The following is a 20,609-nucleotide window of genomic DNA, read 5'->3' on the forward strand; positions in this document are numbered from 1 at the left end:
CGTTCGTCCCGGCCGCGAGCCGGCACCGCGCGTCGGTCCGCGCGGTGCCGGCTCATGGGGTTCCGGCTCGTGCGGTCACTCGTCGGGCGCGGCCGCCGAGATGTCCGCGAGCGCCGAGTCCGGGTCGAGCGCCTGGGCCAGGTCGCCCAGGCTCAGGATCCCCACGGCCTGGTCGCCCTCGACGACCGGGACGCGGCGGACGGCCTTTTCGCGCATCAGGCGCACGACCTCCGCGAGGTCGTCGTCGGGTCCGACGGTGACGAGCTCCTCGCTCGCGAGCTGCCCGACCGGCGCGTCCAGGCCGATGCCCTCGGCAAGGCCGCGGACGACGAGGTCACGGTCGGTCACGATCCCGACGACCGCGCCTCCCTCGGCGACGACGAGCGAGCCGACGTCCTGCGTCGCCATCGTCTGCGCGACGGCGTGCAGCGTGTCGGTCACCTCGACCACGGTGGGGTGCGGCGTCATGAGCTCGGAGACGGTGCGAGGCATGCGTTCCTCCTCGGGCTCGGGCGGCGGCCGGCTGGGCCACGCCCGCGGACGGCGACTGCTTCACCGCTGTCCACCGTGGGTCACACGGCGCCGGACCGCATCTCGGGGACGCCGTGCCGTTCAGCCCCCGCCCGGCCAGGCCGATAGGGAGGCAGGAGGTGCCGGTGCCCACGCTGGTGGAGGCGGTGTCGTTGCTCGCGGCGGTCGTGGCGACCGCGACGGGCCTGCTCGTGCTGCGCGGCCGGCGGACGTCCGCGCTGGCCCTGCCGCTGGCCGTCATGATGTTCGGCGCGTCGCTGTGGGCCGCCGCGCGGGCGCTCCTGCCGGTCGCCGCCGGCTCGGTGCCGACCACGGTCGTGCTGCACCACCTCGTGCTCCCGGGCGCCGCCGCGGTCTCGGCCGCGACGTTCTGGTACTTCGTCGTGCTGTCCGGGCGCCGCGTGTCCCGCCGGGGTGCGGCCCTGCTGCTGGTCCATCCCGCGCTGCTCGTCGTCGTCCTGGCGGTCGACGCCTGGACGGGGCTGCTCCTGCGCGTGCGCGTCGAGGACGGGGTCGTGCGCGTCGGCGCCGGCCCTCTGTACTGGGTCCACCTCGCCTACTGCTACGCGCTCGTCGCCGCGGGCATCGTCCTCGCGCTGGGCGCGATGGTCCGCACCGTCCCGCGGCACCGCCGCGTCTACCTCGTGTCCGCCCTCGCGGCCACGATCCCGGTCGTGGGCAACGTGCTGACGACCCTCGTGGCGACGCGCGGGCAGGGCGTGCACCTCACGCCCGTGTTCTTCCTGGTCAGCGCGGCGATCTGGTGGTGGGTCGAGCGATTCGCGCGGCACAGCGCCGTCGTGCCGGTGACGACGCGTCAGGTTCTCGAGGCCCTCGACGACGCGGTCGTGGTCCTCGACCCCGACGGCCACGTGCTGGACGCGAACCGGTCGGCCCGCACGCTCCTCGGCGGGCCCGACGGGACGGGCCTCGGGAGCTCGGGCCGGGCGTGGCAGGACCACCTGGCGCTCGACCTGTCGGACCCCGGCGGGTCGACGCTCACGACGGCCGAGGGCACCGCGCTCGACGTGCGCGCCACGCCGATGACCGACGCCGCGGGCCGCGCCGCGGGCACGGTGGTCGTGCTGCGGGACGTCACCGAGCTCGAGCGACTGCGTGCCGAGCTCGAGGAGCAGGCGAGCCGGGACGGGCTGACCGGCCTGCACAACCGGCGCTCGCTCGCGCAGCGGCTCACGACGGCGGTCGAGCAGTCCGCGGGGACGGGCGCGCCGCTGAGCATGGTCCTGCTCGACCTGGACCACTTCAAGACCGTCAACGACACGCACGGCCACGCGGTCGGCGACCGGGTGCTGCGTGAGGTGGCGGCGCTGCTCGCGGCCGCGACGGGTCCGGGCGAGATCGCGGCACGGCTCGGCGGCGAGGAGTTCGTCCTGCTGCTGCCCGGGGTCGACGTCGTCGACGCGACGCGGCGGGCGGAGCGTCTGCGCACGCGCTGCGCGCGCCTCGCGGTCCCCGCGGGCGACGTGACGCTCACGCTGACCCTGAGCGCGGGCGTGGCCGCGCACGCGGCGGGTGGCACCCCCGACGACCTGCTGCGCGCGGCCGACGACGCGATGTACGCGGCGAAGGCCGCCGGGCGTGACCGGGTCACGGCGGCACCGGACGGCGCACGGGCGGGCCGGGTCCCGACCCCGCGGGGGCCGGTCGACGCGAGCCGACCGGCGCCCGCCTGATCCGGGCGGACGAGCGGGTCAGCCCTGCGCGTCGCGCCAGGCCACCCACCGCTCGACGAGCGACAGGTCGTAGTCGGGGCCGTCCACGCCGATCGTGAACAGCGTGACGCCCGCCTGGACCAGCTCGTCCGCGACCTCCTCCGGCGGGGCGCCGACGCCGATGCTGCGCTCGACGAGGCTCGCCGTGTCGCGGCCGACGGCGCTGCCGTGCTCGTCGAGGATCGCGCTCTTGCGCCGCAGCGTCTCGACGTCCCCGAACGAGTGCCACGCGTCGGCGTGCTCGGCCACGATCCGCAGCGTCTTGCGCTCCCCGCCCCCGCCGATCAGCACCGGGATGTCGCGCGTCGGCGCGGGGTTCGCGACGGCGAGCCGCCGCTTGATGCGCGGCAGCGCGTCGGCGAGGTCCGCGATCCGCGACCCGGCGGTGCCGAACTCGTACCCGAACTGGTCGTAGTCCTTCTCGAACCACCCGGCCCCGATGCCGAGGACCAGCCGCCCGCCGCTGATGTGGTCGACCGTGCGGGCCATGTCCGCGAGCAGCTCGGGGTTGCGGTAGGAGTTGCACGTCACGAGCGCGCCGATCTCGACACGGCTCGTCTGCTCGGCCCAGGCCCCGAGCATCGTCCAGCACTCGAAGTGCTTGCCGTCGGGGTCGCCGGACAGCGGGAAGAAGTGGTCCCAGTTGAAGACGATGTCGACCCCGGCGTCCTCCGCGCGGCGGACCGCGTCGCGGATCTGCGCGTAGTCGGCGTGCTGCGGCTGGATCTGGACCCCGATGCGGATGGCGCGTGTCATGGGCGCCACGCTACGTCCGCACCGCACGGCGGTCGCGCCCGTCGGCCGGACGTCTCAGCGTCCGGGCGCCCGGCCGGGCGCAGGTCGCACCGGTGGCGGGCGCCGACGGGCGGGCCTAGCGTCGACAGGGCCGCGCCGGCGTCGTCGGGCGGCACAGCCGTCACCCGGGTCGCACCCGGGGAGCAGGGGGCGGACCGGCTGCACGGCCGGTGCACAGCGGGCGACCCGCGGCTCCACGCGACGGTCACGCGACAGAGGGTTCGCGTCCACGTCACCTCGCCGTCCTGCGCACGTCACCGCGGCGGGACGAGGGCGACACCACCGGCACCCGCGACGGGTGCCGGGCACGGTTCGACGCCGGAGGAGCACCCATGTACCTGCACGTGCAGCGACTCATCAACGACATCGAGGCCGACGAGCCGGACCCGGCCGCCGCGAACGCGCTCCAGGAGGGGCTGGGCGGCCAGTTCGGCGAGATGCGCACGATGATGCAGTACCTGTTCCAGAGCATGAACTTCCGCGGCCCGGCCGGGAAGCCGTACCGCGACCTGCTGCAGGGGATCGGGACGGAGGAGATCAGCCACGTCGAGCTGATCGGCACGACCATCGTCCGGCTCCTGGACGGCTCGCCGCGGTACAACGGCAAGAAGACCGACCCGCTCGACGAGCCCGGCGCAGGCGGCAGGACGCCGCTCGAGAACGCGCTGCACGAGAGCAACATCCACCACTACCTCGTGGCGTCGCAGGGTGCGCTGCCCGTCGACGCGGCCGGCAACCCGTGGAGCGGCTCGTACGTCTACAACTCCGGCAACCTGGTCCTCGACCTGCTCTACAACCTCATGCTGGAGAGCACGGGACGCCTGCAGAAGTGCCGCATCTACGAGATGACGTCGAACAAGACGGCGCGCTCGACGATCTCCTACCTCATCGTCCGCGACCAGGCGCACGAGAACGCGTACGCGCGGGCCCTGGAGACGCTCGGCGTGAGCTGGGCGTCGGTGCTGCCGATCCCGAAGACCAACGCGGAGAAGTTCCCCGAGGTCCGCAAGCTCCTCGACCTGGGGCTGCAGAGCAAGCAGTACTCGTTCGACCTGACCGCGCAGTCGGAGGCGGGGCGCATCTTCCAGGGCATGTCGCCGTCGAAGGACGGCACGCAGCTCGACGCGTCCGAGCAGGCCCCGGCGGGGGTCCCCCTGACGATCGCCGAGGAGCGGTTCGAGGAGTTCTCCCCCGGGCTCGACCCGGAGCTCCTCGCCCTCGTGCAGGCGACGGCCGAGCTCGAGATGGCGGAGGTGCAGCCCCTGTACGGGCCGATCCCGCCGCCCGAGGGCACGTCCTGACCGACCGCACGACGCCCGCCCGTCACCCGAGGGTCACGGGCGGGCGTCGGGGTGCCCCCCGGTGTGCCGCGGCGGGGTCGCGCGGCCCAGCGCGCCCGAGCGCTCCCGGGCGCGGGTCAGGCCGCGACGCTCCGCAGCGGCTGCGCGGCCCCGCGGCCACGACGCACGACGGTGCGGTCGGGCACCACCTCGTCCGGCGGGACGTACGCGCCCGCCTCCACGACGACCCCGTCGCCGACCTTCGCGCGGCTGCCCACGCGGGCGCCCGCCCCGACGCTCGTGCCGGGGCCGAGGTGCACCGACGTGCCGACGGTCACGTCGGCACCGACCCGTACGTCGCGGTCGACCCAGCTGCCGGCACCGACGCGGCTGCGCGGTCCGACGTGCGCGCCGGCCTCGACGTACGCGCCGGCCGCGACCGAGGCGTCCTCGTGCACGTGCGCGTCGGGCGAGACGAGGCCGCCGCCGTTGTCGTGGCGCGCGTACCGCAGCACACGGCCGTCGTCGGTCTCGAGCTCGAAGCGGGCTCTCTTCGTCCTCATGCCACCTCTTCCCAGTAATGGTTCTCGGTAGCCTCAACGAACGACACCCGCGGAGGATTTCCCGCGACGGCCCGCCGGCGTTGCGCCCAGCGCGAACGGAGGGCACGGGCGTGCGCGTGGACGCGCACGCCCGCTCCGGTCACCCAGGACGTGCTCCGGACGCCCCGGAGCCGTCAGCCCTTGGGGCCCTTCCCCTTGTCCCGCCCGGGCGCGCCGGGGGCGGGCTTCGGCGCGGGCGCCGGCGCGGGCGCGGACTTCTCGGCGGCCTCCGCGGCCTTCGCGGCCTCCGCCGCCGCGGCCGCCTCCTGCGCCTGACGGGCGGCCTCGGCGTCCGCGAGCGCCTGCGCGACGGCGGCGTCCGCCTCGGCCTGCGCCTGGGCCGCCCGGGCCGCCTCCGCGGCCTGCAGCTCCGCCTCGACGTCGTCGAGCGCCGCGTCCAGGGCGGCGTACCGCGCGTCCGAGATCTCGCCCGCGGACCGGCCGTCCTCGACCGACGCACGGACCCGGTCGAGCAGTGCGTCCGCGGCCTCGAAGCGACCCTCGGCCGCGGCCCGGGTCACGGCCAGCACGTCGCCCTGCAGCGAGCGCGCGCGACCGGCGTCGAGGTCGGGTGCCGCACAGCCACCGAGCACCAGGGCCCCGGTCACCAGCACGCCGGCGGCGAACCGGCGCCGCGCGCGCCCCGTCCGCGGCGTCACGGCGCCACCTCCTGCTGCAGGCGCGTGAGGGCGTCGCCGAGCGGACCCTCGACCGCGGGGTAGTCAGGTGGCTCGACCGCACCGTCCGGTGCCGCCAACCGTGCGGCGAGCACACCGCCCGCGACGACGAGCAGGAGCACGAGCACAGTGACCGCGGCGACGCGGGCACGGCGCGAGCCCGCCCGGCCGAGGGCCGCGAGCCGCCGGTGCCCCGGTGCGACCGACGCGGGCACGGAGCGGCGGCGGCCGGGCGCGGGGGCGATCGTCGGCGCCTCCGCGGCGCGCGGGAGCTCCCCGCGGGCCGCCGCGCCGCCGTCGGGCACGGTGCCCACGGCTGCCGTGCCCACGGCTGCCGTGTCGTCAGCTGCCGCGCCGACGGCTGCCGTGCCGGCCGAAACCGCGTCCGCCAGCGCGTGCTCCCCCGGTCCCGGGTACGGCACCGGCGTGGGGACCGCAGGCATGACCCGCGTGCGGCCGAGCTCACCGTCCCCGGCGTCCACGGGGTCGACGGCGTCGGGCCGGTCCAGCACGTCGCCCAGCGCGTGCGCGACCTCCTCGGCGCTCGGCCGGTCCTCGGGGCGGCGGGCCGTCATGCCGACGACGAGCGCGGCCAGGCGCGGGTCGAGGTCGCCGGGCACCTCGGGGTCCCGCGCGAGGCGGGCAGCCGCGACCTCCGCCATGGTGCCGCTGAACGCGGGCGCGCCGGTGAGGCACTCGAGCAGGACGAGCCCCAGGGCGTACACGTCGCTCGACGGCCCGAGCGCGCTGCCGACCGCCTGCTCCGGGCTCAGGTACGACGCGGTGCCGACGATGGTCCCCGTCATGGTGAGCCGGGTCGCGGCCGCGAGGCGGGCGATGCCGAAGTCCACGATCTTGACCGGGTGCTCGGCGGGCTCGTCGCCGTCGAGGCAGTCGTCCGAGACGAGCAGGATGTTGCCGGGCTTGACGTCGCGGTGGATCACGTCCTGCGCGTGCACGACCGCGATCGCCTCCGCGGCGGCGCGTCCGACGGCCGCGGTCTGCCGGGCGGTCAGCGGCCCGTCGGCGAGGCGGCGTCCCAGGGTGGGACCCGGCACGAGCTCCATGACGAGGTACGCCTGCACGTGGTCCGCGTCGACCGCCACCGTGTCGGCGTCGAACAGCCGGACCAGCCCGGGGTGCCGCAGCCCGGCGAGGACACGGATCTCGGCCTCGTGGCGGCGCAGGTCGTCGCTGTCACGCGCGACGGGCGGGAGCACCTTGACGGCGACGACGCGGTCGAGCAGCTCGTCCTGCGCGCGGTGCACGGTCGCGACGCCGCCACGGCCGATCACCTCGTCGAGGCGGTACCGGTGGCCCAGCACCACGGGCCCGGTGGCGGGGGCGGGCCGGTCGGTCACGTCGCCGGACCACCACGACGGGCGGGGCTCGCTGCCGACTGCGGGGGGCATGTCGACCGACGGTAGGCGACCCGCGGTCGTGCCGCATGCCGACGAGCCCGTGCGCGGGCGGGTGCGCGCGAGGGCTCCGGGTGACGCGCGGGCGGTCGTCAGCGCTGCGGGAACCCGCGCCACGGGCCCGGCACGGTGAGCCGGAACCGCAGCGCGGCGACCCGCAGCGCGAAGACGAGCAGCACCGATGCCGCCACCGTCCACGGGTCCAGCCGGTCCCACCACCACAGCAGGACGACGAGGCTCGACCCGAGCAGCGCCGGGACGGCGTAGAGCTGGCGGTGGTGCAGCACCACGGGAACTTCACCCGTCAGGAGGTCCCGCAGGACTCCCCCGCCCACCCCCGTCATGACGCCGACGACGACGGCCGCGGTGGCGGTCGTGCCGAGCTCGAGGCCCTTGATCGTGCCGACGACGGTGAAGATCGCGAGCGCCCCCGCGTCGAGCATGACGATGGCGCGCCGCGCCCGCTCGAGCCGCGGGTGGAAGAAGTACATCGTGAGCCCGCCGGCGACGGCCGTGACGATCAGCCGCCAGTCGGAGATGCCGACCGGTGGCACCGCGCCGATGAGCACGTCGCGCAGCATCCCGCCGCCCAGACCGGTCGCCCAGCCCAGGACGAGGATGCCGAACACGTCGAACTGCTTGCGGACCGCCGCGAGCGCGCCCGACATGGCGCTCACGTACACCCCGAGGATCTCGAGCAGCGGCTCGTAGGGCAGGTCGGCGATCACGGACCGCATCCTGGCAGGTGCCGCCGGGGCCACGCGTCAGCCGCTGCGCGGCGCGGCGGGTGGTGCAGCCGGTGCTGCGGCGGGTCGTGCGGCGGGCCGTGCGGTGCGCGGCGGGACGCGGTGCAGGACGAGGTCGTGCACGCCGCCGTCGGCCAGGGTGAACGTGAGGAACGTCCCGGTGGGCTGCCGGCGCCGGTCGGTGGGCGACCCCGGGTTGAGCAGCCGCAGGCCACGCGGGGTCGTGGTGTCCCACGGGATGTGCGAGTGCCCGAAGACGAGGACGTCGAGGCCGGGGTGGTCCGCGTCGCAGCGCCGCTCGCGGCCCGCCGCCGCGCCGGTCTCGTGCACGACGCCGAGCCGGACGCCCCCGACCTGCGCGGTGGCGAGCAGCGGGACCCGCGCGCGGACGTCGGGCCCGTCGTTGTTGCCGTGGCAGGCGAGCAGGCGCCGCGCACGTCCGGCGAGCCGGTCGACGAGCGAGGCCGCCACCCAGTCCCCCGCGTGCAGCACGAGGTCCGCGTCGTCGACCGCGTCCCACAGGGCGTCCGGCAGGTCCCGGGCCCGGGCGGGCACGTGCGTGTCGGCCGTCGCGACGACGCGTACGGGCCCGTCGGTCAGGGGAGGCTCCACGGACCCAGTCTGCGCCCGCCGGACCCCCGCGTCGCGCCCGGTCGCACGCCCGCGACCTGCACCGACGGCACCGGCTCGGCGACCGCTGGACGGGACGCCGCGCGAGCCTCACACTTGCGTCGCCCCCTCGATGTTCCGGCCGCAGAGTGCCGGGAAAGGACCCGTGCGGTCGTGCTGCGCACTGTCACCTCCCACCTGTCGATCGACGTGCGTCAGCCGCTCGAGCTGCTGCTCGCCGTGACCGTCGCGGACGCCGCATGGGACCGTTCCGAGCTCCTGTCGGTCCGCCACGAGGACGGCCCCCTGGACGTCGTCGAGATCAAGGGGCCGCACGGCGCGCGCACCCACCGCGTGCTCGCCCCCGCCGGCCGGCTGGTCGTCGACTACACCGCGACCGTGCGCGGTCAGGCCGACGCACCGCCCGTCGACGACCTCGACCTCGTCGAGTACCGCCGGCCGAGCCGGTACGCCGAGTCCGACCGGCTGCTCGCGTTCGCACGCGACCAGTTCCGCGGGCTCGACGGGCCCGAGCTGCTCGACGCCGTCGCCACCTGGGTGACCGGGCACGTCACGTACCTGTCGGGCTCCAGCCTGCCGACGGACGGCGCGACGGACACGCTGCTCAAGCGGCGCGGCGTGTGCCGCGACTTCGCGCACCTGGTCGTCGCCCTGCTGCGGGCCAAGGACGTCCCCGCGCGGCTCGTGTCCGTCTACGCGCCGGGGCTCAAGCCCATGGACTTCCACGCCGTCGCCGAGGCGTTCGTCGACGGCGCGTGGCACGTGGTGGACGCGACGCGGCTCGCGCCGCGCGAGTCGCTCGTGCGGATCGCGACCGGGCGCGACGCCACGGACACCGCGTTCCTGTCGTACTACGGCGGCTCGCTCACGCTGCGCGCCATGACGGTGACGGCCACGGTCGACGGGACGCTCCCCGTCGACGACGGCGCCGGGCTGGTCACCCTGCGCTGAGCGCCGTCACAGGTTGCTGGGCCCGCCCTCGGCGAGGTCCGGCGAGGAGTCGGGCTGGTGCACGCACACCCACAGGCTCGACGGCTCGACCTTCACCTCCAGCGTGCGCCCCGGCTCGAGGACGTCCCCGTCCAGCTGGCGCGGCTGCGGGCGGTCGCAGCGGACCACCACGTGCGCGCCGCGCAGCATCTCGCGACGCGGCACGCGGGAACGGCGCAGCGCGATGCCGACGAGCAGCTGCAGCCAGTGCCCGACGTTGCGGGGCGCGATGATCGCGACCTCCATGACACCCGTGTCCGGCTGCGCGTCCGGCAGCAGCGTGACACCACCCTGCAGCCGGCCGACGTTGCCGATGAGCACCGAGCGCGCGTGCCGGCGCAGCGGCGGCCCGCCGTCGACGACGACCTCGACGCGCATCTCGTCGTCCGCGAGGTGCTTGAGGGCCGAGAACACGTAGGCGATCGAGCCCGCGCGGTTCTTGAGCTTCGTCGGGGCGTCGTCCATGGTGGCCGCGTCGAGCCCCATGCCGGCCATGACGGCGAAGACCTGACCGTCGGCGCGCCCGACGTCGATCTGCCGGCGCCCGCGCTGCAGCACGGTGTCGACACCGTCGGGCACGTTCGTCGGAACGTCGAGGTTGGCGGCGAGCAGGTTGCCGGTCCCGCCCGGCAGCACGGCGAGCGCGGTGTCCGTGCCGACGAGCCCCTCGACGACGGCGCGCACCGTCCCGTCCCCGCCGCACACGAGCACGACGTCGACCCCGTCCTCGACGGCCTGCCGGGCCTGCCCGGTGCCCGGGTCGTCGGCGGTCGTCTCGAGCCACGCGGGGGCGGGCCAGCCCGCCGCGGCGAGCTGCTCGGTGATCTGGGCGCGCAGCTCCTCGGTGCCCTCCACCCGGTTCGGGTTGACGACGACCGCCGTGCGCAGCGGGTCGTCGCCGTGCCGCTGCTGGGGCGCGGGCTCGGTGGGGGTCGCGGTTCCGGTCACCCCGCGATTGTGCTGGGTGGCGTGCCGCAGCGCGCGGCGGACGGCTCAGGCGCTCTCGCGCAGGGTGCGGCGGCGGCCCTCGAGAGCGACGAGCTCGGCGAACGCCGCCTGGTAGCCGGCGGCGTCCGCGCCGGGGTCCATGCGCTGCAGGCGCCCGCGCAGGTCCGCGATGTGGCGGGTGTAGCCGATCTCGACGAGCCGCAGCACGACGTCGCGCACGTAGCCCGGAAGCGACTCCGGCCGGTCCTCGGGCAGCGGCGCGACCGCGAGCTCCGTGACGAGCGCGCGCACCGGCTCGGCGGCCTGCTCGACGACCGCGTCGACCCACGCCGTCGATGCGCCCGGGGCCGCCTGCACCGCGGCCCGCGCGGCCGCGACGCCGCCCGCGGCACGGACCGCCTCGTGCACCGCCCGGTACGCGGGCGCGGCGAACGCGTCCGCGGCGAGGTCGTCGAAGTGGTCCGGGACGTGCTCGGGGAGCTGCAGGACGACCTCGAGCGCGGTGCGCTCGACCTGGGCCACGGGGTCGCGCCGGTCCGGCACGGGCATGCGCGCGACCGGCACGTGGACGACGTCGGGCCCCCCGCGCGCCGCCCCGCGGTCGTCGGGGCGCCCGTCGGCACGGCCGCCGCGTCGGTCGTCGGGCCGCCCCCGCCGCTCGTCGGGCCGGCCCTCGTCGCGCCCGCCGCCGGGGCGCCCGGTGGACCGCGCGCCGGCGACCGCGCGCCGCACCGCGTCCTGGTCGTCGATCCCAAGCCACCCCGCGAGCAGGCGCGTGTACTCGGGCCGCAGCGCGGCGTCCCGGATCCCCGCGACGACGGGCGCCGCGGCGCGCAGGGCACCGACCCGCCCCTCGGCGGTGCGCAGGTCGTACGACTCGAGCGTCGATCGGATGACGAACTCGTACAGCGGCTGCCGGCCGGCGACGAGCGCCCGGACCGCGTCGGGCCCCTTGGCCTGCCGCAGCTCGCACGGGTCCAGACCGGAGCGCTCCACGGCGACGAACGTCTGCGCGGAGAACGACTGGTCCTCGCCGAACGCCCGCAGCGCGGCCTTCTGGCCGGCGGCGTCGCCGTCGAACGTGAAGATGATCTCGCCGCCCACCGAGGCCCCCGAGGCGAGCTGCACGCCGCCCGTCGACCCGGAGTCGCCCACGAGGCGCCGCACGATGCGCGCGTGGTCGGAGCCGAACGCGGTGCCGCACGTCGCGACGGCGGTGCCGACGCCCGACAGGTGCATCGCCATGACGTCGGTGTAGCCCTCGACGACGACGACGCGCTTCTCGCGCTGCATGTCCCGCTTCGCGAGGTCGATGCCGTACAGCACCTGCGACTTGCGGTAGAGCGGCGTCTCGGGGGTGTTGAGGTACTTGGGCCCCTGGTCCTCGTCGAACAGCCGGCGCGCGCCGAAGCCGACCGTCTCCCCCGTGACCTCCCGGATGGGCCACACGAGCCGCCCGCGGAACCGGTCGTACACGCCGCGCTGCCCCTGGCTCACGAGTCCCGACGCGACGAGCTCCGCCTCGGTGAAGCCACGCCCGCGCAGGTGGCGCAGCAGCCCGTCCCAGCCCTGCGGCGCGAACCCGACACCGAACGTCTCTGCCGCGGACCGGTCGAACCCGCGCTCGGCGAGGAACGCCCGGCCCGCCGCCGCGCCGGGAGTCGTGAGCTGCTCGCGGTAGAACTCCTCGGCGACCTTGTGCGCGTCCAGGAGCCGGCGCCGGCGGCCGGGCTCGTCGCCGGGTCGCGGCGCACCGCCCTCCTCGTAGCGCAGCTGGATGCCGACGCGCCCCGCGAGGTACTCGACCGCCTCCGCGAACGCGAGCCCGTCGACCTTCATGACGAACGCGATGACGTCGCCGCCCTCGCCGCAGCCGAAGCAGTGGTAGCGGCCGACCTGCGGACGGACGTGGAACGACGGGGAGCGCTCGTCGTGGAACGGGCACAGGCCCTTCATCGAGCCGACACCCGCGGGACGCAGGCTCACGTGGGCGCCGACGATCTCCTCGATGCGCGCGCGCTCGCGGACCGCCTCCACGTCCTCCCGTCGGATGCGTCCCGCCACGCGGCGAGTCTAGGCGTCGCGCGCGGCCCCCTGGAGCGCGTCGGCGCAGCGCCGGGCGTAGGCGCCGGGCGTGATCCCGGCGAGGGCCGCGAAGTCCGTCGTGAGGTGCGACTGGTCGTAGTAGCCGGCGCGCGCCGCGACCTGTGCGAGGTCCCCGTCGGGCGCCTGCGCGATGAGCTCGGCGGCGAGGTGCACGCGGTGCCGCTGCAGCACCCACTTGGGGCCGACGCCGACGCGCTCGCGCAGCAGCCGCTGGAGCGTCCGGGTCGACAGCCCTGCGAGCGCGGCGAGGTCGTCGACCCGCGCGTCCGGCCCGAGCCGCCCGCCGACGACCGCGGCGAACGCCCGGTGCACCTGGTCGAGCGCGGGGTCGGCCTCCGGCGGCCCAGGACGCGCGGCGCGCAGCACGTCGACCACCTGCGCGACCGCTGCGGCGTCGTCGCCGCGTCCGACCGCGGCCAGCAGCGCGGGTCCCACCTCGGCCGCGTCGCCCAGCAGGTCGCGGGCGGGGATCACGGCGTCGCGACGGGTCGCACCGAGCCGGGCCGCGCGCCGGCCGAGCACGTGCCGCGCGTACGCGTCGAACCCGCCGGGCCGGAACTTGGTGCCGACGACGGCCCCCGTGCCCGCGATCTCCCGGTCGAACCGGCCCGACGGGATGCCGTGCGCCGCGAACAGGCCGGGCTCGGCGACGAGGTTGACGCACGCGTGCGGCAGGACGGTCTGCGTCACGTGCACGCCGGGCGGCAGCGACCACCGCACCGTCCAGAACCGCTCGACGACGTCGGCGAGGTCCTCCGGGGGCGCGTACCGCTCGAGCCGGAACGCGGGCGCGCCCGCCCCGCGCAGGACGCCGCCCGTGCCCGTCGTCGCGTCGCGTTCGAACACCTGTCGCATTCCTCCAAGACCGCCGGCCGTCCCCGCACGAGGCTAGAGGGCGAACCGCACCCGACGAAGGAGGCCACCGTGGCCAGCACGAACAGCACCCTGCACCCCAACCTCTCGGTGTCCGGCGCCCGCGAGGCGATCGACTTCTACGTGCGCGCCCTGGGCGCCGAGGTGGTGAGCGTGATCGAGAGCGGCGGGATCGTCGTGCACAGCGACCTGCGGCTCGGCGGGTCGACGTTCACCGTCGCCGAGCCGTTCCCGGAGATGGGCTCGACCGCGCCCGACCCCGAGCAGCCCGTGCCCGCGTCGTTCACCCTGGAGGTCGCCGACTGCGACGCGGCGTTCGCGCGGGCCGTCGAGGCCGGAGCGCGCGCGGTCAGCGAGCCGACCGACGAGTTCCACGGCGGCCGCATCGCCCAGCTGCGCGACCCGTTCGGCCACCGCTGGTTCCTCAACCAGCACCTGGAGGACGTCGCGCCCGAGGAGCTGCAGCGGCGCGTCGACGCGTGGACGGCCGCACAGGCGCCCGCCTGACGGTGCCCGTCGAGGCGTCAGTGCCGCGGCGGGTGCACGAGACGGGCGTGCATCTCCGCCGCGGACACGTCCGTGAGCGACGCGACCTGGTCGACGACGACCCGCAGGCGTGCGGCGTCGTCGTCGGCCGCGCGCCAGTCGGCCGCGCGCCAGTCGGCCGCGAACGGCGGCTCGAGCGCGATCGGCGCGCGCTCCGACATGACGCGCACCAGGTCCGTCAGCATCTCGCGCTGCCGGTGGTAGAGCGGCTCGAGCTCGCGCGGCGCCATCACGTAGGCGACGGCGAGCCCCTTGAGCACGAGGATCTCGGCGGTCGTGTCGAGCGGCACCACGAGGTTCGCGGCGTAGCGGGTGAGCGGCCCCGGCCCGTACTCCTCGCGCGTCGCCGTCTGCGCGGCCTTCGCGAACCGGCCGATGAGCTGGCTCGTCGCGTCCTTGAGCATCGCCAGCGCGCCGCGCGAGCCGTCGAAGCCCGCGTCCCACAGGTGCGCCCCGACGAGCCGGTCCATCGCCTCGTGCAGCCCCTCGTCGTCGACCGCGTCGCCGTACCAGGTCTGCACGGCCTCGACGACGCGCGCCCGCTCGTCGGGGCGCGTCAGCACCCCGAGGTCGAGGCGCCCGCCGACGACGGCGTCCTCGACGTCGTGCACCGAGTACGAGATGTCGTCGGCGAGGTCCATGACCTGCGCCTCGAGGCACTTGCGACCGTCGGGCGCGTCCTCGCGCAGCCACGTGAACACGGGCAGGTCGTCCTCGTAGACGCCGAACTTGTGCGTGGGACGGCCGCTCGCGGCGCTCACCGGGCCGCGCCCGTGCCGCCACGGGTACTTGACCGACGCGTCGAGGCTCGCGCGCGTGAGGTTGAGCCCGACGGTCCGCCCGTCGGGCGCGACGACCTTCGGCTCCAGGCGCGTGAGCAGCCGCAGCGTCTGCGCGTTGCCCTCGAACCCGCCGATGCCGCGCGCGATCTCCGCGAGCGCGCGCTCGCCGTTGTGCCCGAACGGCGGGTGGCCCAGGTCGTGCGCGAGGCACGCGGTGTCGACGACGTCCGGGTCGCAGCCGAGGGTCTTGCCGATCTCCCGCCCGACCTGCGCCACCTCGAGCGTGTGCGTGAGCCGCGTGCGCACGAAGTCGTCGGACGAGGGACCGAGCACCTGCGTCTTGGCGCCCAGGCGTCGCAGCGCGGACGAGTGCACGATCCGGGCCCGGTCGCGCTCGAACGCCGTGCGCTCCCGCGACTTCGGCGCCTCCGGCGCCCACCGCTCCCGGTCGGCGTCGACGTAGCCGTCGAGCTCGAGCATCTCCGGGGCGGTCACGGGTCTAGGGTAACGAGCGCCGGGCCCGCCCCTCCCTGCGGTGACGCACGTCGCACCGCGTGACGACGCGCCCCGGCGTCGGTCGCGTCGGGCAGGCGTGGTCGTCCCACGCGCTGTGACGGAGGTCCGATGAAGCCCCTCGCGAGCACCACCCGTTCCCCCCGCCGGACCGCGGCGATCGGCGTCGTCGCCGCGACCCTCACGGTCGGTGCGACCGGGGCGGCGTACGCCCTCGCGCAGGAGGCCGTCGCGCCCGACACCGCCGTGGTCGCCGGCGACCAGCCCGTCGAGGTGGTCGCCGACCCGCCCGCCGAGGTCGTCGCCGACGAGCCGCCCGCGCCCGCACCGGCTCAGGACCACGCCCCGGTGCCGCCCCCGGTCCCGGGCGAGGAGGAGTACACGCAGGAGCGCGCGGACGCGTTCTGGGGCGCCGGGTACGTCATGGAGGACGCCGACGCCCTCGCCGAGCTCTGGGACGTCCCGCTCCTCGAGGCGAAGGGCCGCGCGGGCCAGCTGCTGCTCGACGGGCAGCCCGTGCCGATCGCTCCCGGCAGCTCCCTCGACCTCACCGACCCCGAGACGATCGACAGGCTGGGGTACGTCGCGTACTGGGACGCGGGCTACACCCACGAGGACGGCGAGAAGCTGGCCGCGCTGTGGGAGGTCGACGTCTACGAGGCGAAGGTGACCGCGGGCCGCATGCTCTTCGCGGGCCAGACGCTTCCGGTGCCCCCGAGCGGCACGCCGGCGTCCTGAGCACGGGTCGGCGGCGCGATCAGGGACCGCAGGTGGACGGGCTGACCTGGCGCACCGGGTTCGAGGTCGAGCTGCTCGCGCCCGCGGGCTCGGACCGGCTCGTGCTGGCCGAGCGGATCGCCGCCGACCACGGGGGCCGCGTCGACCGGTCGTTCCACACCGACTCCGAGCCCTCCCCGGTGCCGGGCGTCGACCTGTTCCGCCACCTGTCCCCCGCGTTCGACGTGCGCGACGCGTCCGGCGCGCCCGTCGCCCGGCTCGTCGACGACGTGACGATCCGCGCGGACCTCGACGGCACGGGCGCGCGGGGTCACCGGGGCTGGTACCGGGTGCTGAGCGACGACGCCCGGCTGCTGCGGCTCGTCGAGCGGCACGTCGACCCGGCGGCGCCGCTCGCGTCCGTGCTGGACCCGGTCGCGGCGCTGTTCGGGGTCACGGCGGACGTGCGCACCGGCTCGGCACGCGTGAACGACACCTCCGGGGCGACGGTCGCGGTCGTGCTGCCGCTGCCGCCGGGGCGCGAGCGCCCGTGCGAGGTCGTGACGCCGCCGCTCGTCACGGGGCACCGCGCCGCGCTGGCCGCGCTGCTGGGTCCGGCGCGGGAGCTCGGCTTCACGGTCCCGCACGAGGCGGCCGTGCACGTGCACGTCGACGCGGGGCCGTTCCGCACGCCGACCGCGTTCGCGAACGTCGTCGACCTGTTCACGCACTGGCGCGAGCCCCTGCGGGCGGCGCTCGGCACCAACCCGGCCTGCCGTCGCCTCGGCCCGCTCCCGCCCGAGGCGGCCGCCCTCGCGGCCCGGGTGCGCGGCGACGACCCGCCGACCTGGGAGGCGCTCGCCGCCGAGGCGCGTCGGGCGGGGCTCACGAAGTTCGCCGACGTCAACCTCACGCAGCTCGTCGCCCAGCGGCCCGTGCGCGACACGGTCGAGGTCCGCGTGCTGCCCGGCTCGATCGACGAGGACGCGATCGTGCGCGCCGCCGGGCTCGTCGAGGCGCTGCTCCGGCGCTGCCTCGACGACCGCCCGCTCCCCCGGCCTGACCGCGGCGTCGCGTCCGGGGCGGAGTCGGCGCTGCTGGACCTCGCGGGCGCGCCGCACCGCTGAGCGCCGTCGGCACCGAGCGTCCCCGGTCCGCGCACGGCGGCTCGCCTAGGGGCGCACCGCTCCTCGCGTGCGTCGGAACCAGTCGGCGGCGAGGTCGACGAGCGCGCGCAGGGGGACGAGCCGCGCGGCCGCGTCGGCGACGGTCCCCGCGGTCTCGTGCCCCGACGCGGACACGACCGCGCCGACGGCCTCGAAGTCGGCGTCGTCGACGACCGGCTCGTCGAACCACACCCACTCCCGGGCGCCGTCGACGAGCAGCGGGGCCCCGTTGCGGACGGTCGGCAGCGCGAGCCCCGACCGGGCCTCGGCGAGGTGCAGCGCGGTGCACCTGTCGTAGCCGACGCCCAGCAGCAGGACGTGGGCGTCGAGGGCGTGCAGCGCAGCGAGCGGCGAGCCCTCGCCGACCGGGTCGTCGAGGTCGTGCCGGGCGAGCACCTCCGCGGCCCGCGGGCCGTGCGCGACGAACGAGCGGTGCGGGTGCGCCGAGCGGACCGTGCCGGGCAGGGTGCGCAGAGCCTCGGCGACGAGCCCCATGGTGCGCGTCGGCGTCCACGCGGGGTCGTAGGCGGGCAGCGCCGCCCGGACGTCGTCGTACCGGGACGGCGGCACGGACGGGTCCGCGAGGTACGCCGGGTCGCACAGCTGCCAGGACTGCGCCGGCATGACGAGGGTGCCGTCCGGCCCGAGGACGTCGAGCAGCGCGCGCACGACGGCCTGCTCGCCGCCGACGACCGTGCCGAGCCGCGACAGCGACGCGTGCACGAGCAGCACTCCCCCGGCCGCGACCCCGAGCCCGCGCAGGTCGCGCTCGAGGTCGGCCTGCAGGACGAGGGTCACGCCAGGCGCCAGACGCTGACGCCCGGGCCGTCGCCGCCGACGCGCAGCGCGTCGGTCGCGACGTCGAGCGTCCCGACGCCGTGCAGCCGCTCGGCCCGCGCCCCGGACAGCAGGTGGCGCGGCAGGGCCGCACCCGCCCACGGCGCGCGCGCGGCGACGACGAGCACGCGCTCGTCCGCCGTCTCGCGCAGGTAGACGAGCGCGTCGTCCTCGACGACGGCCCAGCGCAGGCCGCCCTCGCGCAGCGCGCGCGACGAGCGGCGCAGCGCGACGAGGGACCGGTAGACCTCGAACGTGCGCGCGTCCCAGCGCGGGCCGCCGCCCGCCTCGATCTGGTCCCACGGCATCGGCACGCGGCCGTGCTCGCCGTTGGTGCCGGTCGCGCCACCCTCGTCCCCCGCGAACAGCGCAGGCGTGCCCGGGTAGGTGAACAGCAGCCCGGCGGCGACCTCGACCAGGCGCGGGTCGCCGACGACGGTCCGCAGCCGCGGGGTGTCGTGCGAGCCGAGCATGTTCCACTGCCGGGCGGTGACCTTCCACGGCACGGTCGCGTCGAACTCGCGCATGGTCTCCACGACGGACCGGCCGTCCCGGCGCGGGATCGTCGTCGGGACGCCGAGGAAGTCGAGCGTCGTGGCCGGGTCGACGAGCCACGTCCACAGCGGCTTGGTGAACGCCGAGTAGTTCATGTTGACCTGCCAGCCCTCGCCGGTCAGGTCCCCCGCCGCGTCGTGGAAGTGCTCGGAGACGAGCACCGCGTCGGGGTTGAGGGCCGTCATGGTGGCGCGGACCGTGCGGGCGACCTGGTGCGTGAAGTCGTCGGACGCGTACCGGCCGGTCATGTTCGCGACGTCGATCCGCCAGCCGTCGAGCGCGAACGGCTCCGCGAGCCAGCGCCCGATCACCGAGTCGGGGCCGTCGACCATGCGCCGCGCGAGCGCCGAGCCGCCGTAGTTGAGCTTCGGCAGCGACGGGACGTCGAGCCACGCGACGTAGCCGAGGTCGGACTCCTTGTCCCAGTAGTAGAACTCGGCCTCCTCCGACGACCGGTCGCGCAGCGCACGCTCGAACCACTCGTGCGCGACGCCCGTGTGGTTGGTCGTGAAGTCGCCCACGAGGCGCATCCCGCGGCCGTGCAGCGCGCGGCGCAGCGAGACGAGCGCCTCGTCCCCGCCGAGCAGCGGGTCGACGTGGTCGAACGTGCTCGCGTCGTAGCGGTGGTTCGACTGCGACGGGAAGACGGGCGTGAGGTACACGGTGTCCACGCCGAGCCGCTGGAGGTGGTCGAGCCGCTGCTCGATGCCCAGCAGGTCGCCGCCGTACAGCTGCACGGGCGTCGACGGCCCCCGGCCGATCGGCTCGTCGTCCCAGTCCGCCGGCTGCGACCACTCGGGGAACGCCCGCTCGACGCCCGAGCGCGCGAACCGGTCGGGGAAGATCTGGTAGACGACCGCCGACGCCGTCCACGCGGGCGCCGGCTCGTGCACCGTGAGCCGGAAGTCGGCCGCGTCGGGCACGTCCCGGGAGAACAGCCCGCGGCCGTTGAGCCAGCGGTAGCCGCCGGGCTCGTCGAGCAGCGCGCGGTAGCTCGTCACGGGGTTGTGCACGGGGACGTCCGCGACGTACCAGCGCTCGTGCTCGTCGGCGCGCTCCAGCCGCGCCTGCACCATGCGCGGCTCGGCGTCGCGGACGGTGCGCACCCACAGCGCGCGCTCCGTGCCGGAGGCCGGCACCCGGAAGCGGACGGGCACGACGTCGCCGAGGTCCGGGGTGCCCTGCGGGACGTAGAGCTCGGAGCCGTCGTGGTGAGGCTGGTCGAGCAGGTGGTTCACGGTCATCCCTTCACCGCGCCCGTGGTCAGGCCGGAGACGATGTAGCGCTGCAGGAACTGGAACAGGAGCACGACGGGGATCGCGGCGAGCACGGCGCCGGCCGCGAACACGCCCCAGTACTCGGAGAACCGCTGGCTCACGTACTGGTAGAGGCCGACGGGCAGCGTCTGCGCGTCGGGGTCGACGAGCACGATCGAGGCGATGAGGAAGTCGGAGAACACCCCGACGAACGACAGCAGGCCGACGACCGCGAGGATCGGCGCCACGAGGCGCAGGATGATGCCGAAGAAGATCTGCGCGTGGCTCGCGCCGTCGATCTTGGCGGCCTCGTCGAGCTCCTTCGGGACGGTGTTGAAGAAGCCGTACATGAGGTACGTGTTCACGCCGAGCGCGCCGCCGAGGTACACGAGGATCAGCCCGAGCTGCGAGCCGAGGCCGATCGCCGGGAACACGTCGCGCAGCGTCACGAGCAGCAGGAAGATCGCGACGTACGCGAGCACCTGCGGGAACATCTGCACGAGCAGCAGGGACAGCAGCCCGCCCCGGCGGCCGGCGAACCGGAACCGCGAGAACGCGTACGCGGCGGCCGCGCCGAGCAGGACCGTCCCGACCGACGTCGTGGTCGCGATGACGATCGTGTTGACGAACCAGCGCGCGTACGGGTGCACCGGGTCGGTGAGCAGCTCGACGTAGTTGTCGAACGAGATGCTGGAGAACAGGCGGTTCGAGCCCGTCAGCGAGCCCGTCGGGTTCAGCGACGAGGACACGACGTAGAGGATCGGCACGAACGCGAACGCCAGGACGGCGACCGTCACCACGTGCCGCCAGCCGAGCTCGCGCCACCAGCGCAGGCCCTTCGGCGTCGTGTCGCGCTGCACCGGGACGGTCGCGTCGGTGGACGTGGGGGGCAGGGTCGTCGCAGCCAT

At 75.8% G+C, this 20,609-nt stretch carries 20 protein-coding genes; 6 read left to right on the forward strand and 14 right to left on the reverse strand.

What is annotated here, in order from left to right; all coding sequences use genetic code 11:
• Positions 1-75: 75 nt before the first annotated feature.
• Positions 76-492 carry a CBS domain-containing protein gene (locus tag CELF_RS11585; RefSeq protein ID WP_013771446.1) on the reverse strand — a complete coding sequence of 139 codons (417 nt, stop codon included), beginning with the start codon at positions 490-492 and terminating at the stop codon, positions 76-78.
• Positions 493-656: 164 nt separating this feature from the next.
• Here CELF_RS11585 and CELF_RS11590 point away from each other — a divergent pair, with 164 nt between their 5' ends.
• Positions 657-2,225 carry a histidine kinase N-terminal 7TM domain-containing diguanylate cyclase gene (locus CELF_RS11590; RefSeq protein WP_013771447.1) on the forward strand — a complete coding sequence of 523 codons (1,569 nt, stop codon included), beginning with the start codon at positions 657-659 and terminating at the stop codon, positions 2,223-2,225.
• An 18-nt stretch (positions 2,226-2,243) separates the two neighbouring features.
• Here CELF_RS11590 and CELF_RS11595 read toward each other — a convergent pair whose 3' ends face one another.
• Complete coding sequence (locus tag CELF_RS11595) at positions 2,244-3,020, reverse strand: LLM class F420-dependent oxidoreductase (protein WP_013771448.1); 777 nt, start codon at positions 3,018-3,020, stop codon at positions 2,244-2,246.
• A 371-nt stretch (positions 3,021-3,391) separates the two neighbouring features.
• On the opposite strand from CELF_RS11595, the gene CELF_RS11600 reads away from it, so the two are divergent.
• Entirely contained in the window at positions 3,392-4,360 is a 969-nt protein-coding gene (locus CELF_RS11600) for a manganese catalase family protein (protein ID WP_013771449.1), read from the forward strand.
• Positions 4,361-4,476: 116 nt separating this feature from the next.
• Here the strand turns inward: CELF_RS11600 and CELF_RS11605 are convergent, their stop codons facing one another.
• The 5 genes from CELF_RS11605 to CELF_RS11625 all read right to left on the reverse strand — a co-directional run bounded on the left by CELF_RS11605 (position 4,477) and on the right by CELF_RS11625 (position 8,394).
• Complete coding sequence (locus CELF_RS11605) at positions 4,477-4,902, reverse strand: DapH/DapD/GlmU-related protein (RefSeq protein WP_013771450.1); 426 nt, start codon at positions 4,900-4,902, stop codon at positions 4,477-4,479.
• A 173-nt stretch (positions 4,903-5,075) separates the two neighbouring features.
• A complete protein-coding gene (locus CELF_RS11610; RefSeq protein WP_013771451.1) occupies positions 5,076-5,600 on the reverse strand; it encodes a hypothetical protein in 525 nt (174 codons plus the stop codon).
• Positions 5,597-7,030, reverse strand: coding sequence for a serine/threonine-protein kinase (locus CELF_RS11615; RefSeq protein ID WP_013771452.1), 1,434 nt, complete (start codon positions 7,028-7,030; stop codon positions 5,597-5,599). The genes CELF_RS11610 and CELF_RS11615 overlap by 4 nt, the downstream gene beginning before the upstream one ends.
• A 98-nt stretch (positions 7,031-7,128) precedes the next feature.
• Complete coding sequence (locus CELF_RS11620; RefSeq protein WP_013771453.1) at positions 7,129-7,764, reverse strand: trimeric intracellular cation channel family protein; 636 nt, start codon at positions 7,762-7,764, stop codon at positions 7,129-7,131.
• A gap of 36 nt (positions 7,765-7,800) precedes the next feature.
• On the reverse strand, positions 7,801-8,394 hold the full coding sequence (locus CELF_RS11625; RefSeq protein WP_013771454.1) for a metallophosphoesterase family protein: 594 nt from the start codon (positions 8,392-8,394) through the stop codon (positions 7,801-7,803).
• Between the two features lie 171 nt (positions 8,395-8,565).
• On the opposite strand from CELF_RS11625, the gene CELF_RS11630 reads away from it, so the two are divergent.
• Entirely contained in the window at positions 8,566-9,363 is a 798-nt protein-coding gene (locus tag CELF_RS11630; RefSeq protein ID WP_013771455.1) for a transglutaminase-like domain-containing protein, read from the forward strand.
• 6 nt (positions 9,364-9,369) lie between these two features.
• Here the strand turns inward: CELF_RS11630 and CELF_RS11635 are convergent, their stop codons facing one another.
• From CELF_RS11635 to CELF_RS11645, 3 genes are read right to left on the reverse strand one after another with little or no spacing between them, the layout of a single operon-like run.
• On the reverse strand, positions 9,370-10,350 hold the full coding sequence (locus CELF_RS11635) for a diacylglycerol/lipid kinase family protein (RefSeq protein WP_013771456.1): 981 nt from the start codon (positions 10,348-10,350) through the stop codon (positions 9,370-9,372).
• A 45-nt stretch (positions 10,351-10,395) separates the two neighbouring features.
• Positions 10,396-12,414, reverse strand: a complete 2,019-nt coding sequence (dnaG, locus tag CELF_RS11640; RefSeq protein ID WP_013771457.1) for a DNA primase — start codon at positions 12,412-12,414, stop codon at positions 10,396-10,398.
• A 9-nt stretch (positions 12,415-12,423) separates the two neighbouring features.
• Positions 12,424-13,302 carry an AraC family transcriptional regulator gene (locus CELF_RS11645; RefSeq protein WP_013771458.1) on the reverse strand — a complete coding sequence of 293 codons (879 nt, stop codon included), beginning with the start codon at positions 13,300-13,302 and terminating at the stop codon, positions 12,424-12,426.
• A 78-nt stretch (positions 13,303-13,380) separates the two neighbouring features.
• On the opposite strand from CELF_RS11645, the gene CELF_RS20460 reads away from it, so the two are divergent.
• Positions 13,381-13,836 (forward strand): VOC family protein, encoded by a 456-nt coding sequence (locus tag CELF_RS20460; protein ID WP_013771459.1) that lies wholly within the window; start codon positions 13,381-13,383, stop codon positions 13,834-13,836.
• Positions 13,837-13,853: 17 nt separating this feature from the next.
• Here the strand turns inward: CELF_RS20460 and CELF_RS11655 are convergent, their stop codons facing one another.
• The gene (locus CELF_RS11655; protein ID WP_013771460.1) at positions 13,854-15,137 is read right to left on the reverse strand and encodes a deoxyguanosinetriphosphate triphosphohydrolase; all 1,284 of its coding nucleotides are present in this window, start codon (positions 15,135-15,137) and stop codon (positions 13,854-13,856) included.
• Positions 15,138-15,281: 144 nt separating this feature from the next.
• Between CELF_RS11655 and CELF_RS11660 the strand changes: the two genes are divergently transcribed.
• Positions 15,282-15,908, forward strand: a complete 627-nt coding sequence (locus CELF_RS11660) for a hypothetical protein (protein WP_013771461.1) — start codon at positions 15,282-15,284, stop codon at positions 15,906-15,908.
• Between the two features lie 32 nt (positions 15,909-15,940).
• On the forward strand, positions 15,941-17,014 hold the full coding sequence (locus tag CELF_RS11665; protein ID WP_013771462.1) for an amidoligase family protein: 1,074 nt from the start codon (positions 15,941-15,943) through the stop codon (positions 17,012-17,014).
• Between the two features lie 45 nt (positions 17,015-17,059).
• Here CELF_RS11665 and CELF_RS11670 read toward each other — a convergent pair whose 3' ends face one another.
• From CELF_RS11670 to CELF_RS11680, 3 genes are read right to left on the reverse strand one after another with little or no spacing between them, the layout of a single operon-like run.
• Complete coding sequence (locus CELF_RS11670; RefSeq protein ID WP_013771463.1) at positions 17,060-17,851, reverse strand: AAC(3) family N-acetyltransferase; 792 nt, start codon at positions 17,849-17,851, stop codon at positions 17,060-17,062.
• A complete protein-coding gene (locus CELF_RS11675) occupies positions 17,848-19,689 on the reverse strand; it encodes a glycoside hydrolase family 13 protein (protein ID WP_013771464.1) in 1,842 nt (613 codons plus the stop codon). Before CELF_RS11675 ends, CELF_RS11670 begins: the two co-directional genes overlap by 4 nt.
• Positions 19,686-20,609 (reverse strand): sugar ABC transporter permease, encoded by a 924-nt coding sequence (locus CELF_RS11680; protein WP_013771465.1) that lies wholly within the window; start codon positions 20,607-20,609, stop codon positions 19,686-19,688. Before CELF_RS11680 ends, CELF_RS11675 begins: the two co-directional genes overlap by 4 nt.

Source organism: Cellulomonas fimi ATCC 484 (genome assembly GCF_000212695.1).
Taxonomy (GTDB): Bacteria; Actinomycetota; Actinomycetes; order Actinomycetales; family Cellulomonadaceae; genus Cellulomonas; species Cellulomonas fimi.

Coding starts and splice junctions, on each gene's coding strand:
- CELF_RS11595 (WP_013771448.1), bottom strand. CDS start 3,020: ATGACACGCGCCATCCGCATCGGGGTCCAGATCCAGCCGCAGCACGCC.
- CELF_RS11585 (WP_013771446.1), bottom strand. CDS start 492: ATGCCTCGCACCGTCTCCGAGCTCATGACGCCGCACCCCACCGTGGTC.
- CELF_RS11615 (WP_013771452.1), bottom strand. CDS start 7,030: ATGCCCCCCGCAGTCGGCAGCGAGCCCCGCCCGTCGTGGTGGTCCGGC.
- CELF_RS11675 (WP_013771464.1), bottom strand. CDS start 19,689: ATGACCGTGAACCACCTGCTCGACCAGCCTCACCACGACGGCTCCGAG.
- CELF_RS11655 (WP_013771460.1), bottom strand. CDS start 15,137: ATGCTCGAGCTCGACGGCTACGTCGACGCCGACCGGGAGCGGTGGGCG.
- CELF_RS11600 (WP_013771449.1), top strand. CDS start 3,392: ATGTACCTGCACGTGCAGCGACTCATCAACGACATCGAGGCCGACGAG.
- CELF_RS11660 (WP_013771461.1), top strand. CDS start 15,282: ATGAAGCCCCTCGCGAGCACCACCCGTTCCCCCCGCCGGACCGCGGCG.
- CELF_RS11680 (WP_013771465.1), bottom strand. CDS start 20,609: ATGGCTGCGACGACCCTGCCCCCCACGTCCACCGACGCGACCGTCCCG.
- CELF_RS11605 (WP_013771450.1), bottom strand. CDS start 4,902: ATGAGGACGAAGAGAGCCCGCTTCGAGCTCGAGACCGACGACGGCCGT.